At 52.1% G+C, this 17,911-nt stretch carries 16 protein-coding genes; 9 read left to right on the top strand and 7 right to left on the bottom strand.

Going from position 1 to position 17,911, the window contains the following annotated elements:
* Positions 1-65: 65 nt before the first annotated feature.
* From ABH899_RS08515 to ABH899_RS08555, 9 genes are all read left to right on the top strand, one after another.
* Positions 66-599, top strand: coding sequence for a hypothetical protein (locus ABH899_RS08515; protein ID WP_369995543.1), 534 nt, complete (start codon positions 66-68; stop codon positions 597-599).
* Positions 596-2,116: an AAA family ATPase gene (locus tag ABH899_RS08520; RefSeq protein ID WP_009675570.1), complete on the top strand. Its 1,521-nt coding sequence runs from the start codon at positions 596-598 to the stop codon at positions 2,114-2,116. The genes ABH899_RS08515 and ABH899_RS08520 overlap by 4 nt, the downstream gene beginning before the upstream one ends.
* 217 nt (positions 2,117-2,333) lie before the next feature.
* The gene (locus ABH899_RS08525; protein WP_369995545.1) at positions 2,334-3,323 is read left to right on the top strand and encodes an FtsX-like permease family protein; all 990 of its coding nucleotides are present in this window, start codon (positions 2,334-2,336) and stop codon (positions 3,321-3,323) included.
* Positions 3,323-4,603, top strand: coding sequence for a hypothetical protein (locus ABH899_RS08530; RefSeq protein ID WP_369995548.1), 1,281 nt, complete (start codon positions 3,323-3,325; stop codon positions 4,601-4,603). Before ABH899_RS08525 ends, ABH899_RS08530 begins: the two co-directional genes overlap by 1 nt.
* Positions 4,603-5,259: an ABC transporter ATP-binding protein gene (locus tag ABH899_RS08535; RefSeq protein ID WP_369995550.1), complete on the top strand. Its 657-nt coding sequence runs from the start codon at positions 4,603-4,605 to the stop codon at positions 5,257-5,259. Before ABH899_RS08530 ends, ABH899_RS08535 begins: the two co-directional genes overlap by 1 nt.
* 318 nt (positions 5,260-5,577) lie before the next feature.
* Positions 5,578-6,450: a 3-hydroxyacyl-CoA dehydrogenase family protein gene (locus ABH899_RS08540; protein WP_009675546.1), complete on the top strand. Its 873-nt coding sequence runs from the start codon at positions 5,578-5,580 to the stop codon at positions 6,448-6,450.
* Positions 6,447-7,664: an acetate/propionate family kinase gene (locus ABH899_RS08545; protein ID WP_009675621.1), complete on the top strand. Its 1,218-nt coding sequence runs from the start codon at positions 6,447-6,449 to the stop codon at positions 7,662-7,664. The genes ABH899_RS08540 and ABH899_RS08545 overlap by 4 nt, the downstream gene beginning before the upstream one ends.
* 99 nt (positions 7,665-7,763) lie before the next feature.
* Positions 7,764-9,059 carry an asparagine--tRNA ligase gene (asnS, locus tag ABH899_RS08550; RefSeq protein WP_009675554.1) on the top strand — a complete coding sequence of 432 codons (1,296 nt, stop codon included), beginning with the start codon at positions 7,764-7,766 and terminating at the stop codon, positions 9,057-9,059.
* Positions 9,060-9,131: 72 nt separating this feature from the next.
* The gene (locus tag ABH899_RS08555; protein WP_009675487.1) at positions 9,132-9,821 is read left to right on the top strand and encodes a DnaD domain-containing protein; all 690 of its coding nucleotides are present in this window, start codon (positions 9,132-9,134) and stop codon (positions 9,819-9,821) included.
* Between the two features lie 178 nt (positions 9,822-9,999).
* Here the strand turns inward: ABH899_RS08555 and mtnB are convergent, their stop codons facing one another.
* The 7 genes from mtnB to ABH899_RS08590 all read right to left on the bottom strand — a co-directional run bounded on the left by mtnB (position 10,000) and on the right by ABH899_RS08590 (position 17,834).
* Positions 10,000-10,638, bottom strand: a complete 639-nt coding sequence (gene mtnB, locus ABH899_RS08560; protein WP_009675527.1) for a methylthioribulose 1-phosphate dehydratase — start codon at positions 10,636-10,638, stop codon at positions 10,000-10,002.
* Positions 10,635-11,303, bottom strand: a complete 669-nt coding sequence (locus tag ABH899_RS08565; protein ID WP_369995552.1) for a 2-hydroxy-3-keto-5-methylthiopentenyl-1-phosphate phosphatase — start codon at positions 11,301-11,303, stop codon at positions 10,635-10,637. The genes mtnB and ABH899_RS08565 overlap by 4 nt, the downstream gene beginning before the upstream one ends.
* Entirely contained in the window at positions 11,300-12,604 is a 1,305-nt protein-coding gene (locus ABH899_RS08570) for a 2,3-diketo-5-methylthiopentyl-1-phosphate enolase (protein ID WP_369995554.1), read from the bottom strand. Before ABH899_RS08570 ends, ABH899_RS08565 begins: the two co-directional genes overlap by 4 nt.
* Positions 12,605-12,646: 42 nt before the next feature.
* On the bottom strand, positions 12,647-13,501 hold the full coding sequence (gene proC / locus ABH899_RS08575; RefSeq protein WP_369995556.1) for a pyrroline-5-carboxylate reductase: 855 nt from the start codon (positions 13,499-13,501) through the stop codon (positions 12,647-12,649).
* A gap of 65 nt (positions 13,502-13,566) precedes the next feature.
* Positions 13,567-14,814, bottom strand: a complete 1,248-nt coding sequence (locus ABH899_RS08580; protein ID WP_369995559.1) for a glutamate-5-semialdehyde dehydrogenase — start codon at positions 14,812-14,814, stop codon at positions 13,567-13,569.
* Between the two features lie 139 nt (positions 14,815-14,953).
* Positions 14,954-16,078, bottom strand: coding sequence for a glutamate 5-kinase (gene proB / locus ABH899_RS08585; RefSeq protein ID WP_369995562.1), 1,125 nt, complete (start codon positions 16,076-16,078; stop codon positions 14,954-14,956).
* A gap of 499 nt (positions 16,079-16,577) precedes the next feature.
* Complete coding sequence (locus ABH899_RS08590; protein ID WP_369995564.1) at positions 16,578-17,834, bottom strand: pyridoxal phosphate-dependent aminotransferase; 1,257 nt, start codon at positions 17,832-17,834, stop codon at positions 16,578-16,580.
* Between the last annotated feature and the right edge of the window lie 77 nt (positions 17,835-17,911).

Here is a 17,911-nt window from a genome sequence, read left to right on the forward strand (position 1 = left end):
GGACTGTGATATACTATTCGTATAGCATTTGCTAAATACGAATGATATAGAAAGGGGGACGTAAGTTGCGTAAAATACGTCTCTTGCCCGTCCTGTTAAGTGTCGTCATCACCGCTTTTTTTCTTTTTGGCGGCTGGTTCGCTTATCAGACCTACGCCATCGGAAAACCGCTAGGCAATATCGTGAAAGAAACACCGGGGGTTGATCAATCCCAGGTCACATATAATGATAAAGAAGTTTCGATCCGTCTGTCCCTCAAACCTAACACCAGCTTAAGAGAAGTGTACGGCCGCATTACAAAAGAAGGAGCCTCGACAATCGGCTCCCGTGACGTGAAACTGTCGGTCAATACAAAAGAATCTCCGGATCTCGATAAATGGTGGGCGCAAGCTTTGTTCGATGTCGCCCAGGCGATGGAAACCCGTCACTATGCCGATATACCTACGGCACTGGAAAAGCACAAAACGGACAAAGACAGCAATTTGGTCGTGAAAACCGAAATGGACGAGCAGAACGTGTACGTTCATCTGCAAAAAGGGGATCAGCACAAGTACGTGGTGCTGCCGCGAAATGCCGAAAAAGTTGGGGTGTTTAAATGAGCAAATACGGAAAAGAGATAGCGATTGGCGCTGCTCCGGTACTTTTCATTTTTCTTGCCTTTATTAAAGTCAACATTATCCCTTTGCTGTTTACGGCCGCCCTCATTACAGCCGTTCTTTATATGATGAAAAGCCGCGGAGGTTCCGGCATCGGAATCGGCGCGGGAGCCGGTACGCGCGGCAAATCCCGGCAGCCTTCCTACCTCAGCTTTGATCAGATCGGCGGACAGGAACGGGCTAAGAAAGAACTCGTCGAAGCGCTTGATTTTCTCGTGAAACAGGAAGAAACGAAGAAGCTCGGTATCCGCCCTCTGAAAGGCATCCTGCTGACCGGTCCTCCCGGAACAGGGAAAACGCTGATGGCCAAAGCGGCCGCACACCATACGAATTCCGTCTACATTGCCGCTTCCGGCAGTGAATTCGTGGAGATGTATGTCGGTGTAGGGGCTTCGCGGATCCGTACCCTTTTTCAGGAAGCCAGAACGAAAGCCCAGAAGGAAAATAAACAAAACGCCGTTATTTTTATCGATGAAATCGACGTGATCGGGGGCAAACGGGACGGCGGGCAGCAGCGCGAGTACGACCAGACGCTGAACCAGCTCCTGACCGAAATGGATGGCATTCATACAAATACGACGCCGCGCATTCTTATCATCGCGGCGACCAACCGCAAAGAAATGCTGGACCCGGCTCTGCTCCGTCCGGGACGGTTTGACCGTCATATCGACGTCGAGCTGCCGGACAAGAAGGGACGCCTGTCCATTCTTAAAATTCATGCCCAGAACAAACCGCTGGAGGAAGCGGCGGATCTGGAGAAAATCGCGGAGCAGACCTTCGGATTTTCCGGAGCGCAGCTTGAAAGCGTGCTGAACGAAGCGGCCATTTATGCCTTGCGCGGCCAGCAGGATAACGTTATGCAGAAAGATCTGCTTGCGGCCATCGATAAAGTCATGATGGGCGAACAGACGGACCGTGAAGCGACCCAGGAAGAGAAGATCCGGGTTGCCTATCACGAACTCGGCCATGCCATTATCGCAGAGCTGGTGCGTCCGGATTCCGTAGCTCAAGTTTCTCTGCGGCCCCGCGGCAAAGCTCTCGGTTATGTGCGCCATAATCCGCCGCAGGACCAGTACCTGTATTCCAAGGAAGCGATCGAAGATCAGATTATGATCGCGCTGGCCGGTGCGGCTGCGGAAGAGATTATTTACGGCGGCCGGAGCACGGGATCGAGCAACGACTTCGAGAAGTCCATCGATATGGTCCGCACGATGATTTCTTCGGGCCTGACGTCTCTCGGCATCGTCGATCTGAAAATGGTTCCGCAGCAGAAGCTGCTGGAGGTGAACAATGCTATCCTTGATGAGTTGATGGCCCGTACAAAAGAGCTTCTGACGAAGCACCGGATCGTATTCGAGCAATCGCTCGATATTCTGCTTAAGGAAGAGGTCATTTCCGGGCAGCAGTTCCGTGATCTGCTTGAAGGAAGCAAGAGACACTTGGAGCCGGTGTTGGCTTAAGCCTGTGAATAACCGCATACAAACGAGAACCAGTCTAGGCTTTTACAGCTAGGCTGGTTTTTCGTCTTTTTAGAGGGGGTTATCAACAAATTTGAGAATAATTACTAATAATGATAAAGTACATATTATGATCTTAAAAATGGAAAATGCTAGGGGACATATAGTTTTTTGTGAAGCGTTTAAATAAGCATATTTTTCAGTGAAGGATGAGAACCGAATGCCTAGAACGAATTCATCGTCCATTTTGTTATTTCTTGTTTTTATTTGCATTGGTTTTTTTACGAGTATAGCTGTTTCGTATCTGGACAGGTACAAACTTGTTGAAAAAATTAGTCAAAACTATGTCGGTAACGATGCCATATTTTTTAGATTTGAAAGATTAAGCTCCGTAAATAAAATTTCCTTGCAAAATACGTTAAAGCAGGGAGATATTCTTTACAAAAAAATCGATCCTGCAATCAAGGAGATTATGTTTAAGGGAACGATAAGTCCTTTTCCTATGATCGAAGGCCACTCCTTTGATAGAGAAAACGAGCTCGGTAAAAATATCGTGGTCGTGGGCGGGGATATTCATAAGACAATGGGCGAAAAAGAACCCTATATGTATAACGGACTCTCTTACGAGATCATAGGGGTAACCGGGATGGATAAGCCCAGTAAATTGGACCGCATGGTTTTTTTACAAACGGATAATGCCCGGGCAGACACTAAAGGGATATGGATTCTGGATGGCAATAAGAATCTTGAAGATACCTTTCAAAACATTCAGCGCTTTTCGGAACAAAGTGGAGGCAGTGTCAAAAAGGTAGATGTGCCCGGAGAAGGACTTGGGCGTTTTTTTCAGAATGAGCCTATTTTTAAAATGATTGATTCTCTTGTAGTTTTAAGTTTCATAACATGTGCTTCGGCTCTAACTGTCTATTGGGTAGAACAAAGGAAACAGATGATAGCTATACAAAAATTATGCGGGTTTTCGACACGATTAATATTTTGGGATTCCTTCAAGCGTTATTTGGCTATTTCCGTATTATCTTATGCAGGGGGCAGCATTATGGGCCTTTTTGTACTCCCACAATCTTCTTACTCTCCAGCAGATTTGCTTGCTCGATATGGTAGTACGATTTTGATTGGGATTGCAGTCTGCTTAATACCCTTGACTTTCATGATGAAACGATCGACGGACCGAGCTGTAAGGAGGGTCCAATAATGATAGTCTCAGAAGCAATTAAAAGTTTGAAAAATTGGAAGTTTTTCAGTGTTCTTATCGTAATCCAATTTACAATTTCTTTTATAGTTTTAAATGCCATATTCACGAACATGACTATTATGAAAAAAAGCGAACAACATTATGCCGGACAATTACAAGAGAAAACAAGATATGAATTGTCGGATAAGCTGAAAGGCGAAGAGGAAAGATCCTTTCTGGGAAGAGAAGGAGTACTTGAAGATTTTAAAGGCTTTCATCGTGAACTTACTAATCAGAAAGAATTCACTTTTTTGGAACGCATCATGCAGCCTGTTTATGTTGCCAATTTTAGAGGTTCGGAGAAGTTTACTAGCGGCTATGAAGATGGAAGAGAGCCTACCTACTACCAATCCAATGATCTGAACTTAACATTTGTCAAAGCGGCTGCTGTCAATGAACAGACATGGAAAGAATTCACTTTCCGCATAAGTCAGGGCAGATCTTTCGATAAAAAAGATTTTACTTTGTCAAACCAGGGAATCATGCCGGCTGTCTTAGGTTTTGAGTATCGAGATGTTTATAAAATAGGGGATCGTCTTCAAATTCAGTATTATTTTAAAAATTTTACGATGGAAATAGTCGGTTTTTTGCAAAAGAACTCCGCTATGCCTGCAAGAGGACAAGGAGACTTGCTTTATTTAGATCGATATATGGTGTTGCCATCCGTTGTGGTCAGCGAACCGCCGGTAACGGAAGAAGATTATACTTTTCAAAAAATCAGTAATTTAACTAAATTAAGCGGAACTATTCAACTAGAAAACGGATATACGTTAGCAAGCTTTGCTGCCTATTTTGAAGAACTACGGCAGCGCTATCAGATGTTTGATTTCGATATTTGGAATTCTTCTCCTTGGGAACTGAAAATTTTAAAATTTACCGCGGGAGAAAATATCGGGCATATGCTGACCATTGGCCTGCTCATGGCGGGCTTCGCCGTGCTGACGCTTTCGGTGATCATGTCCAGCAAGATCAGGCGTAACCGGAGCCAATATGGTGTTCACTTGCTGTGCGGAGGGAGCATGCGGCATATTACGGGGTTTGTTTTATTGGAAAACTTCCTTATTTTTGCGGCTGCCCATCTTTTAGCTTTTCTGGTTACTCTTCTTTTGTTTGGTGACAAGATCACTTACAGTCCAATTTGGATAGGTTTAAGCCTGGCGCTGCTGCTGACTAGTAGCATTCAGCCCCTGCTTCATTTAAGACGACTAAACGTGGATACGATGCTAAGGAGGAAGGATTGATGCCGGACATTCAACTTAAAGATGCCTGCAAAACTTACGGAAGCGGAGAAGCAGCCGTCCGAGCGCTTCACTATTTATCTCTGGAGATCAAACATGGTGAGATGGTTGCGATTATGGGGAGAAGCGGGTCGGGGAAATCAACACTGTTGAATGTGATGGGTGGACTAACTTCCCTGGACAGCGGGGAGTATTGTTTTAATGGGGAGAATATAAACGAAAAAAAAGAAGCGGAGCTGAGCCACTTTAGGCGAAATCATATCGGATTTATCGTACAGCACTTCGCGCTTCTGCAGGACCGGACCGTTTTTGAGAATGTTATGCTGCCTTTAAAATACAATAAATTGACCAAAGCTTTTATGACGGAGAAAGTTAACCAGGTGTTAAAGTCAGTAGGCATCTTTGAACTTAGAAACCGTTATCCTTCCGAATGCTCGGGAGGACAATGTCAAAGAACGGCAATTGCCCGGGCAATAGTTAACGATGCTGATGTCATTTTAGCCGATGAGCCCACGGGTTCGTTAGACGAAAAAACGGAAGCATCTATTATGGCATTGTTTCATACTTTGCATCAGCAGGGAAAAACGATTGTGATGGTCACCCATGACCGGTCGATCGCCGAACAGTGTCAAAGAATTTTTCATATCAGTGATGAATAAATGCGTTCTCATCTAACATCCGTATAATCAGTATTTTCAATAACACGTCCGCTGCTCGTTTGCGGAGGTGTTTTTTCGTTTGCTTAACCTTTGAAAATTTCCAGATTTCCACTATTTCTACACGGTTAAGAAACCGTATAATGGAGCGTGATTGTCTGTGTCCTTTTTCACAACTTGCGAAAGTTGTCGAAATCGCTCAGTTGCTTTTGAAAGTTTTGTGTATACTAATGAAAAAGGCATGAAAACGGTGTATGATGGACTTGAAAAGAGATATAAAAATCGACACCCCTAGATTAACGGACGAAGAGGAGAATAGGGATGCAATATAAAAAGATAGGTGTTATCGGTGGAGGAACGATGGGGCAGGGGATAGCCGAGATGTTGGCGGCTAAAGGCCTGGAGGTTGTCCTGGTTGAGAAAGATATTGAAAGAATGGAACATTCCTGGGCCATGATCGAGCTGAGTTTGGATAAACAGCTGGAGAAATGGGCTATTACCGGCGCAGAAAAGAAGCTGATTCTTTCTCGCATTCATAAAACGACGGATCTGAAAGAGCTTCCTTCCTGCCATATGGTCATTGAGACGATTTCCGAGGATCTGGATCTTAAGAAGAGCTTGTTCCGGAAGCTGGACGAAATTTGCGGCCCGGATCTCATTCTGGCTTCCAATACCTCCACACTCAGTCTTACGGAATTGGGCGCATCGACTAAGCATCCGGAGCGGGTGATCGGTCTTCATTTTATACATCCGGTTGCTAAAATTGACCTTGTCGAAATCATCCGCGGTCTGAAAACCTCGGAAGACACGTACATGTTGACACGCCGCTTCGTGGAAGATGTGATTCAGAAAACGGCGATCAAGGTATATGAGTCGCCCGGCTTTGTCACGTCCCGGCTTATCTGCCTGCTCATTAACGAAGCGGTTCATACGCTCGCGGAGCGTGTGGCTTCTGCGGAAGATATCGATCTGGCGATGCGCAAAGGCTACGAGTTCCGGCACGGGCCGCTCGAAATGGCGGACCGCTTCGGACTGGATTCGGTGCTGGCCGCACTGGACCGGATGTTCCGCGAATTCGGCGAATTGAAATACCGGCCTTCCTTCCTGCTGAAGCAGATGGTGCATGCCGGACATTTGGGCGTTAAAACCGGGGAAGGATTTTTCCGGTACGATAAGGAAGGTGACAGAATGTGAATATTCTCGTCATTAATGCAGGAAGCTCATCGGTCAAATATCAGCTATACAACATGAAGGATGAGACCGTACTGGCAAAAGGCCGCGTAGAGCGGATCGGGCTGGATTCGGCCATTCTTACCCACGAGCCGGAAGGAAAGACCGAGGTACGTGAGGTCAGCGAAATTCTCGAGCATACGACGGCGATCAAAAAAGTACTGGATAAGCTCGTTCATAAAGAGCACGGGGTTTTACAATCGGTGCATGAAATCGATGCGGTGGGTCACCGCATCGTACATGGAGGGGAAGCGTTTTCCTCCTCGGTTGTCGTCACGGAAGAAGTGAAGAAGGAGATCAAGCGCTTGTTCGACTTGGCGCCCCTCCATAACCCTGCTCACATGTTGGGAATTAACGCGGTGGAGGCGAATATGGGCGATGTGCCTCAGGTCGTCGTTTTCGACACGGCTTTCCACCAGACGATGCCGTCTCACGCCTACATGTACGCGATCCCGAAAATCTGGTACAGCAAGCATAAAGTCCGGCGCTACGGCTTCCACGGCACCTCTCACCAGTATGTGAGCGAGCGTGCCGCCCGGTTCCTGGACCGTCCGCTGGAAGAACTTAAAATCGTGTCGGCCCATATCGGGAACGGCGCAAGCTGCACGGCTATTCAAGGCGGCAAATCCGTGGATACGAGCATGGGACTTACCCCGCTTGAAGGCCTGATGATGGGAACGCGGAGCGGGGATCTCGACCCGGCAGTCGTCACATTTGCGATGGGCAAAGAAGACTTGTCCCTCAATGAAGTGAACTCCATGCTGAACAAACACAGCGGGCTGCAGGCCATATCCGGGCTGAGCAGCGATATGCGTGAAATTACGGAAGCGATGGACAGCGGAGATAAAAACGCGAAGCTGGCCTTCGATATGTATACGTACAGGCTGCGTAAATTTATCGGCTCTTATGCGGCGGCGATGAACGGCATCGATGTATTGATTTTTACCGCCGGTGTAGGCGAAAACTCCGTTATTTTGCGCAAAGCGGTATGCGAGGGATTGTCGTATCTCGGTCTTGAACTCGACTCCCAGCGCAACATTAACGGATGGGGAATCGAGAAGCGTATCTCGACGGACGATTCGAAGGTAGAGGTGCTGGTCATTCCGACGAACGAAGAGTGGATGATCGCGCGGGATACGTTTGAACTGGTGAACCAGCTGCATGAAGCGAAGCGGTAAAATGATTTTTTTTACCACTGGTTTATAGTACAATAGGTGGATGGGAGAAGACGGCCATAGAGCCGTCTTTCCATGTCAACCCAAGGAGGAAGACGTTAGATGAGCAGTGTGAGTACGATTCATGAAGTCAAGGACCATGTCGGCGAATCCGTAAGAATCGGATGCTGGCTGCACAACAAGCGCAAGAGCGGCAAAATTCAATTTTTGCAGCTGCGTGACGGAACCGGCTTTATTCAAGCGGTTGTCGTAAAAAGCGAAGTGAGCGAAGACGTCTGGGAAGCCGCTTCGAAATTAACCCAGGAAAGCTCGCTTTATGTGACGGGCTCGGTTCGCGAAGAACCGCGCAGCAAGAGCGGGTATGAACTGACGGTTGAAGGCGTGGAAATTATTCAGATTACCCAGGATTACCCGATTACGCCGAAGGAACACGGCGTCGATTTCCTGATGGATCACCGCCACCTGTGGCTGCGTGCTCCGCGTCAGCGCGCCATTCTCGTTATCCGCGCGGAGATTATCCGTGCGATTCAGCAGTTTTTCGATGACAAGGGCTTTCAGCTTGTCGACCCGCCGATTTTGACGCCATCCTCCTGCGAGGGGACGACGAATTTATTTCATACGAAATATTTCGATGAAGACGCTTATTTGACCCAAAGCGGTCAGCTTTATATGGAAGCCGCCGCCATGGCGCTGGGGAAAGTGTATTCCTTCGGACCGACCTTCCGTGCGGAGAAGTCCAAAACGCGCCGTCACCTGATCGAATTCTGGATGATCGAGCCTGAAATGGCGTTTGTCGATCACGAAGAGAGCCTTCGCGTGCAGGAGCAGTTCGTTTCCCATGTGGTCCAAACCGTTCTGAAAAACTGCCGCAGCGAGCTTGAAACGCTGGGCCGCGATATCTCCAAGCTGGAGAAAATCCAGGCTCCGTTCCCTCGCATCACGTACGATGAAGCGGTTCAGTTCCTGCAGGACACGGGCCATGAATTCCCTTGGGGAGAAGACTTCGGCGCTCCTCATGAAACGGCTATCGCCGAGAAGTACGAGAAGCCCGTCTTCATTACGCACTATCCAACGGGCATTAAAGCCTTCTACATGAAACCGGATCCGAACCGTCCGGAAGTCGTGCTCTGCGCCGATATGATCGCGCCTGAAGGGTACGGCGAGATTATCGGGGGAAGCCAGCGGATCGACGATCCCGAGCTGATGGAAGAGCGCTTCAAGGAACACGAGCTGTCTTCCGAAGCGTACCAGTGGTATATGGATCTGCGCAAATACGGCACGGTGCCGCATTCCGGATTCGGACTCGGACTGGAGCGCACGGTCGCCTGGATCTGCGGTCTGGAGCATGTGCGTGAGACGATTCCGTTCCCGCGTCTGCTTTACCGTCTGTACCCGTAATACGGAAGGCATGCAGCCTTTACGCACGGGGCGGCCGGTCACACCGGCCGAGCTAGAAAGAGGAGGATGGATTTGAAACCGAACGATAACGATCGCAAGCGGGTAGAGCGGGCTCTCCTTGCAGGAATGACAGCAGGAACCGTGGCCGTTCCGCATCTGCTTTTGAGGTATTATCACCGGATGAAGCTGTCCGAACTTGAAGTCATGCTGCTTATTCATATCCTGGCTTTCCAGGAGAATGAAAAGAAAGATTTCCCGACGCACGATGAGATTCAAGACCGGATGACAACCCCGCAGGATCAAGTGATTGAAGCGATTCAAAAGCTTGTGAACAGCGGTGTGCTCCGGATTGAGCAGGAAATCGACAGCGTGTCGGATATCCAGTACGAGCGGTACAATTTGAGGCCGATGTACGAAAAAATCGCGAGCTGCTATGCGGAGGATCTCCTTCAAAAAGCGGCCAGACAGGCGGAGGCCCAGAGGTCCGAAGCCCAGCCTGGACGGGAAAAGGACGTCTATTCGATCTTCGAAGCGGAATTTGCCCGGCCGCTGACTCCGATGGAGCTTGAAACGATAACGAGCTGGCTGGACCGTGACGGCTACAAGGAAGAGCTTGTGCTGGCCGCTCTCAAAGAAGCCGTTTTCGCGGGCAAAGTCCATTTCCGCTATGTGGACCGCATTTTGCTGGAATGGAGCCGGAACCGGATTACGACAGTGGAGCAGGCGAAAGAATTTACACAAAAATTCAGAGGCAACCGCTAGTCCGAGCCGCTTCACTTGAAGCAGTCCGCTAACAAGAAACCCCCGATGGGATTCTCTCAAGAGATTCCTTCGGGGGTTTTTGCGTGTTGTTAGGGAAGTATATCATCCCGCTTGTAGAAGAAACAGCAGACGCGTTCGGCCAATCAGGAGAAAGCGCCTGTCCGCCGGAAATCACGTCTTATTTCTTTAGAAGGTGCCAGCGGTATACATATTCGAACATAAATTCGAATGCTTCCAGATGCCGCTTGGCTTCGGCCACGTTTGCGCCCCAGGCGTAAATCCCGTGCTTGCGCAGCACGATTCCCGGAATGCGCGGAACAATGGCGCCCTGCACCAGCTCGGCGATTTTCGGAATGTCGGCGTAATTCGGCAGGACGGGAATGCGGATTGCGGCATCCTCTTCCCAAATGTTCAGCGCTTTGATGATTTCAATGCCCTCTACCGGGATAAAACCTTCCTCGCCGTACAGCTCGGAGGCCAGGTTGTTAAACATGGTATGCACATGTAAAATGGCGCCTGCTCCCGTATACTTGTAAATTTCACAGTGGATCAGGGTTTCGGCGGAAGGTTTCAAACGGGTCGCTTCGACCGGTGTTCCCTTTTCATTGACGAGAAGGAAGTCTTCCGGCGATTGCAGAGACTTGTCCTTCCCGCTGGATGTCACGGCAAACGTGAAGTTCTCCGGGGTGAATTCGCCGACGCGCACGGATAGATTTCCGCTGGTAGCCGGAAACCAGCCCCGGGCCGCAAGGTTTGCTTTGATCTCGCGAAGCTCGTCGTACGCGTGCTGTTTTTGCTCCAAGGTCAATTCGGTCATGCTTGTATCTTCGCCTCCAGGTCACGGATAATATCGTGGAATGTTTCGAAAGGGACATAAGGGAGCTTCAGTTCCTCGCAAAGCTCGATCAGGTGAGAGCGGGCATAAACGTTCTCTACCAGCTTCGCTCCCTGAAAGTCCGTTACGCTGTCTCCGATCAGGATGCGTTCATAGTCGTCTGCGGGGTAGGAACGGATAATCGACGTTTTGCACATTCCGCAGTCCGCTCCGCAGTGCTCGTCACAGGCGTGCGGCCACAGGATTTCGATGGTCTCGCCTTCGAATGAACTTCCGTTGCAGTAAATATGCTCACGGGGAATATCGAAAGATTCCAGGAGCGGATAGACGAAAAAGTCGATTCCGCCGCTTGTCACGAGCAGTTTGATCCCGTTTTGTCTGCAATAGGCAACGAAATCGGCGAATCCTTCGCGGATAACCGCATTCGAGATGGCAAATTCGATCACTTCATGCTGACGGGAAGAAGGGAGCAGCCGGAACATTTCACCGACCGCGTGTCTGACGGAGATCGCCCTTTCTTCCACGAGACGCTTTACGATCACTTCCCAGCCGGGCGGATCGAAATGTTTCATAATCGCTACGATGTTGTCGCTAACGGTAATCGTGCCGTCGAAATCACAGAACACGATCTTTTGTCGGGTACTCAAGATTTAACCCCCCAGGCTTCGATTGCGGCTTTCAATTCCGGATGCTGCTGAGCGGCTTCTTGAAGCGGTTTCTGTTCCAGCGTTGCCTGGATCGCCTGCCGGAAAGCTTGTCCGCCGGCAATGGCGCCCATGGGATGGCCATGAATCCCGCCGCCGGCGTTAACCACGACATCCGTGCCGAAATCACGCAGGATGAGCGGGACAAGTCCGGGATGGATTCCGGCCGAAGGAACAGGGAAGCTTGTTTTAAGCGCTGGGCTTACGTTTGCGGAAGCGGACGGCTGATGTTCAGTGCCTTCCGCCGCGGAATGCCGATAAAGATAGTCCTGCTCCAAGTTTTCCGTTAGCAGAACCTGTTTGATCGCCAGGTTCTCTTCACGCGGCATCACGACGGAGCCGTACGGGGAAGGGAACAGGACGAGATCGGCCCCGGCTACCCGCATCAGCTTGCCGAGCAGCAGGGAGGCGGAAATGCCATACTCCGCAGAAGGATAGAACGCACCGGCCATAGCGGGATGCGCCATAATCGGCACGGAGATGTCCGGGTCGGCGCTGAGCTCGCACAGCGTATCGAATCCGTAAGCGAGCACATTGAACAGAAGCGCGTTCGCTCCGGCATCGATCGCTTTCTTCGCCTGATCGGCCAGCTTGGACGTCGGGCCGGTCAGATTCGTCGCGTAGAGCAGCTTCTGTCCCGTCACGTCGTATGCGCGGCGTGACGCTTCCATGCAGACGGCTACCCTTTTCTCGATAGGGGTGAGCGGGTTCTCGAACAAGATCTCGTCGTCTTTAATGAGATCGACACCGCCTGACGCCTGCGCGTAGAACTGTTCCCCAAGCCCCTCCAGATCCTGGCCGATGACGGATTTAAAAATGCTCATCAGAAGCGGCCGGTCATGTACGCCAAGTAGATCCCTTACGCCTTGAAGACCGAACTTGGGGCCGGCAAAAGCCGAAAGAAAAGACTCCGAAAAGGACAGATCGGTCAATTTGATTTTCCCGTCCATGGACAGCTTGCCGAAAACGGTGACAAGCAGAGCCGGAAGATCCCGGCTGAAATTTACATCCGGATATGCGATCCGGATATCCGCGTAACGCCTGGATTCGGGGGAAGCTTCCCCCGCTTCGCGGACGTCGACGGAGACCACATGACCCAGATGCTGCTGCATCTGGGCTTTGCGCGCTTCCGGCAGATCGGTCCAGCTTCCGACGGTCAAACCGACCGCGATCCCCTGCGCTTTTTTGTTAAAATCGGCTGTATCGTCATAACAGCGGTAAGTCGCCAAACAGTAGGAACTCACAACATATCACCTGCTTAAGAAAAGAATAGGAGGCAGAACGCCTTAACGGATATGGGGAGCAATCTCGGCGCCCATTTCCTTTGCGCGTTTTGCGGAGCTGAAAACAGCGGCGGCTACGGCTTCCGGAAACTTGTAGCGGTCCAGCGTCTGCAGAGCGGCCAAGGTCGAACCGTTCGGGGAAGTCACTTTGCGTCTGAGCTCCGCTGGCTCTTCTCCCGTACGTTCCACCATGTGAACGGCTCCGAGCAGTGTCTGCATGGTGAGCCGGCGCGCTTCGTTCTCTTCGAGTCCGCCCGCGATGCCCGCCTGAATTAAGGCCTCCATAAAATAGTATACATAAGCGGGACCGCTTCCGGAAAGTCCGGTTACGATTTCTAGGTAATCTTCGGGAACGGCCGTCACCATTCCGACGGCTTCGAACATTTTTGTCGCGAGCTCCTGCTGCTCCTCGGACACGCTTTCGGAGAAGCTCATGCCGGTTGCGCCAAGGCCGATGGTCGACGAAGTGTTAGGCATGGTCCGTACGATCGGCATTTGGGTATCCAGCAAAATTTCGATTTTGCGTATCGTCAGCCCGGCGATGACGGACACGAGCAGCTGGCTGCCGTTAAGCATCGGTTTAAGCTCGTCGAACGAAGCTTCCACGTCTTTGGGTTTCATGCAGAGCACGACGATGTCCGCGGACGAGATACGTTCTCTTTTGATCGCCGGGTCACAGCTGGCTTCGACGCCGTACCGCTCTCTAAGCTCTTGCAGCCGTTCTTCATTTTGCCGGTTGGATGCAAAAACTTGCCCGGGCGCCGTGATTCCCCGTTCGATGAGGCCGCGTAGAACAGCCTCAGCCATGGAACCTGCGCCGACAAATGCGATGCGTTTAGTATGAATTATGCTGTTCACAAGTCTCACTCTCCTGTTTATGGAAGACCCGTTCCTTCACGGAACGGATCTCTTTATTCAAGGAATTATTCCCGGATTTGGCCGTCGCCATAAATTCTGTATTTGGTGGAAGTCAACGCGGGAAGTCCCATCGGGCCTCTCGCATGAAGTTTTTGTGTACTGATGCCGATTTCCGCGCCGAAGCCGAATTCGAAACCGTCCGTGAAGCGGGTGGAGGCGTTGTGATAAACGGCCGCCGCATCGACTTCCTGCAAGAAGCGGGAAGCGTGAGCTTCATTCTCCGTCACGATACACTCGGAGTGCATGGTTCCGTGTCGCCGGATATGAGCGAGAGCCTCGTCCAGGGAATCCACGACTTTGACATTCAGGACATAGTCGTTGTATTCGGTATCCCAGGCTTCGTCGACCGCCGTTTTGATTTGCGGAGCAAGCTCGCGGGACCGCGGGCAGCCGTACAGCTCGACACCCAGAGCGGACAGCTTTCCGGCCAAGGCGGAAAGCTGTTTCTCGGCGTGGCTGCGGTGTACGAGCAGCGTTTCCATCGAGTTGCAGACGGAGGGGCGCTGCACTTTCGCGTTGATGGCAATTTTCACGGCCATCTCGGGTTTTGCCGATTCGTCGACGAACGTGTGGCAGATCCCGGCTCCGGTTTCGATAACGGGCACCGTCGCGTTTTTGACCACGTTTTGAATGAGGGAAGCTCCGCCGCGGGGAATCAGCACGTCAAGCAGTCCGTTCAGCTTCAGCATTTCATCAACCGAGGCCCGGTCGGGATCGGAAATAAGCTGCAGGGCGCCCGGAGGAACGTCCGTGCCTGCCAGTGCGGCTTGCAGCACTTCAACGATCCGTTCATTGGAGCGCAGCGCTGAAGAGCCACCGCGCAAAACGACCGCATTTCCCGTTTTTAGGCAAAGTCCGGCGGCGTCGACGGTCACATTCGGACGGGCTTCGTAAATAATGCCGATAACACCGAGCGGCACGCGGATTTTCTCGACGCGCAGGCCATTGGGCCGGGCAAACGATTCGAGCTGATCGCCGATAGGATCGGGAAGCTCGATGATCTGACGGAGCCCTTCGGCCATGCTTTCGATCCGCTCGGGCGTGAGGGCCAGCCGGTCCAGCAGGGAAGTGCCGAGGCCGGTATCGGCGCCCCGCTTCAGATCCTCGGCGTTGGCTGCGATAATGGAGTCTTGTTCGGCGACCAGGGCCTCAGCCATTCTTAAGAGGGCGGTATTCTTCTGACCGGTGGTTAAGTTGCCGAGACGGGAAGAAGCTTCTTTCGCGATGGTTGCTTTTTGTCTGACTTCACTCATGGGGCTCACTCCTTGGCTAATCGGATTGGATTTCATTTTTCAATAAAAATAACGGAGCCGAATTCTGAAATCCGGCGTTCCGGGATTTTTTCCGCCTTACGGCAGCCGCTTCGATAAAGATGCGGGGCGGCCGCAGGTGTCACGTATTTTGCGAAGCGCGGTAAGCGTGAAGAGTGACCCACTCGTCCCGGTGGATGACCTCGATGCGGGGAACCTCGACTCTGCGCTGGATTTCCCCGGTGCCGAGCCCCATTACGGCCTGGAGCTGCCAGGCCACGTAATTGGCGACGCCGCGTCCGATCACGGAGCCGTCTTCGCCGCACACCTCGATCACGTCGCCGGGGTGAAAGTCGCCTTCGACGGCGGTCACGCCGGCAGGCAGCAGGCTTTTGCCGCCGGACAGGAGAGCGTTCTCCGCGCCTTGATCGACGGTTACTTTTCCCTGGGGAACGGAGTGAAACCCGACCCACTGCTTTTTGATGGACAGCGTATGGTCGGCGGCGGAGAAATACGTTCCCCGTCCGTTCCCCTCCGCGGCCAGCCTCAGATCATGCGGTTCCGTGGCGCGTCCGACGAAGACGGGAATACCCCCGCGCATGGCGATGCGGGCCGCTTCGATTTTGGAGCGCATGCCGCCGGTGCCTACGGAGCTGCCGGACCCGCCTGCGATTCGGCAAAGCTCATCGCTGATTTCATCGACACGCTCGATCCGGCGCGCGTCTTTGTTTTTGCGGGGATCGTCCGTGTACAAGCCGTCTGTATCCGTAATGATGATCAGTTGCCCCGCTTTGAGCAGATTGGCTACGAGAGCCGACAACGTATCGTTGTCTCCGAATTTGATCTCATCGACCGACACAGTGTCGTTCTCGTTGATAATCGGAATAAAGCCGCGGCGGAGCAGCTCTTCCATCGTTGCGGTCGCGTTGGAAACCCGTTTGCGGCTGGTGAAATCGTCCCGTGTGAGCAGGATCTGGGCAGCGCCGATACCGTATTGGTGAAAAGCTTCCTGATAAGCGCGCATGAGCAGCGCCTGACCGACGGAAGCGGCCGCCTGCTTCTCGTGAAGCAGCTTCGGCCTGGATTTGTAGCCGAGGAAAGAGAAGCCTGCCGCTACGGCCCCCGATGTGACGAGGACGACTTCGAAGCCGTTTTGTTGAAGCCGGGCGAGTTCGGCGGCAAAATAGGCGATAGGAGCCGGGTTTAATCCTCCGGCATCCGAGGTAAGCGAGCTGCTTCCTATTTTCACAACGATTCGCTGCTGCATATGTTCACTTCCTTAAGAAAACGGTCTGTACGACCGTGTAGTATACGATCGGTTCTGGCCTTGCCTAAATTTCTTCAAGGAACGCGGGCCGGATGGCAGGGAGCAGCTGGACGGAAGAATGCAAAAAAGGCTCTCGTCCTCGTAAGGACGAAAGCCTGGGCTTCCGCGGTACCACCTTCGGTTGATGCGCCGTCTGAGCGGACCTGCCGGCACCGTTTGAGAACAGGGGCCACACCTAAACAAGGTCCAATCGAGATGCACATCCATCTCTGTCCCTGATAACAGCAGGGGACTGTTCAGCTCGTCGCTGACCGTTCCGGGGCGGGTTCGGGAAAACTGCTGCAAAGCTCTTTCAGCCGGGGAGCTTTTCTCTGAAGCAAAGCGGGTTATCCTTACTATTCCCATCACAACGTTCGATGTTTTCTTACTAGGATAGCACGCGTGCCGCCGGTTGTAAAGAAGGGCCCTCCGGAAGGAGAGCCCGAGCCGCTTCGGCGGATTACTTGTCGAACAGATGCAGGTTGCCGATGCGCCGGACGGCTTCTCGCAGACGTTCCTCGCCTGTGAGCAGTCCGAGACGTACGTACCCTTCACCGTGGGTGCCGAACCCGATGCCGGGCGCCACGACGACTTTGGCTTCGTTCAGCAGCAGATCGGCAAATTCAGCCGAACTGTATTTGCGGGGCACGGGAAGCCAGGCGAAGAAGGACCCCTGTGAAGGCTTGGCTTCCCAGCCGATTTCGTCCAGAGCGCCGAATAGCGCATTGCGGCGGCTTTCGTAGACGGCTCTCAGCTCGTGCACGCAGTCCTGGGGAGCGGTTAAAGCGGTGGCGGCAGCGGCTTGTATCCCGCCGAACAGGGAGACATACATATGATCCTGCATCAGATTGATGATGCGGATAATGTCCGGGTTGCCCAACGCGAACCCGACTCTCCACCCGGCCATGTTGTAGGTTTTGGAAAGCGTATAAAACTCTACGCCGACTTCCTTGGCGCCCGGCCGTTCGAGGAAACTGACGGGCCTGCTGCCGTCGAATCCGATCGCGCCGTAAGCGAAATCGCTGGCCACGACAATCCCGTTCTTCGCGGCGAATGCGATCGTTTCGTCGTAGAAGGCTTCGGAAGCCGTAGAAGCGGTCGGATTGTTCGGATAGTTGATGAACATAAGCTTGGCCCGGCGTACGTCGTTCTCGGACAATGAGCCGTAATCCGGCAGGAAGGCGTTGTCTTCACGCAAAGGCATAAAGGCCATTTCGGCGCCGGCAAGCGCCACGCCCGACCAGTAATCGGGATAGCCAGGGTCCGGCACGAGGCAGACGTCTCCCGGATTCAACAGACATTGGCTGATTTCGACGAGTCCGGTTTTGCCGCCGAAGAGAATGGCGACTTCGGTCTCCGGGTCCAGAGTGACGCCGTAATCCTCCCGGTAGCGTGCGGCAATCGCTTCTTTCAGGAAGCCGTATCCGCTGAAGGGCGGGTACTTGTGGTACAGCGGGTTCTCCGCGGATTCCTGAAGAGATTTTACGATATGGGAAGGGGTGGGACGATCGGGATTCCCTTGACCGAGATTGATAACATCGTGCCCCAGAGCGATTTGGGCATTCGCTTTTTTGACAAGTCCCGCAAAAAATTGCGAAGGCAGGCTTGCCATGCGGCTCGCCGCTTCGATCTGCAAAGGCCTTACAGGCGCGTTCGTTAAAGGGGACTGGCTATGATCCGGCTGCGGGGAACGGCCGGTTTGTAGGTTTTCGTTCATGATTTTACTGCCTCCATCATGCTGATCCGTTAGGGATAGACCCGGTATGATCCTAAATTTACCCCTACTTTATCATG

It is taken from the genome of Paenibacillus sp. RC84 (assembly GCF_041260495.1).
In the GTDB taxonomy this organism is placed as follows: Bacteria; Bacillota; Bacilli; order Paenibacillales; family NBRC-103111; genus Paenibacillus_F.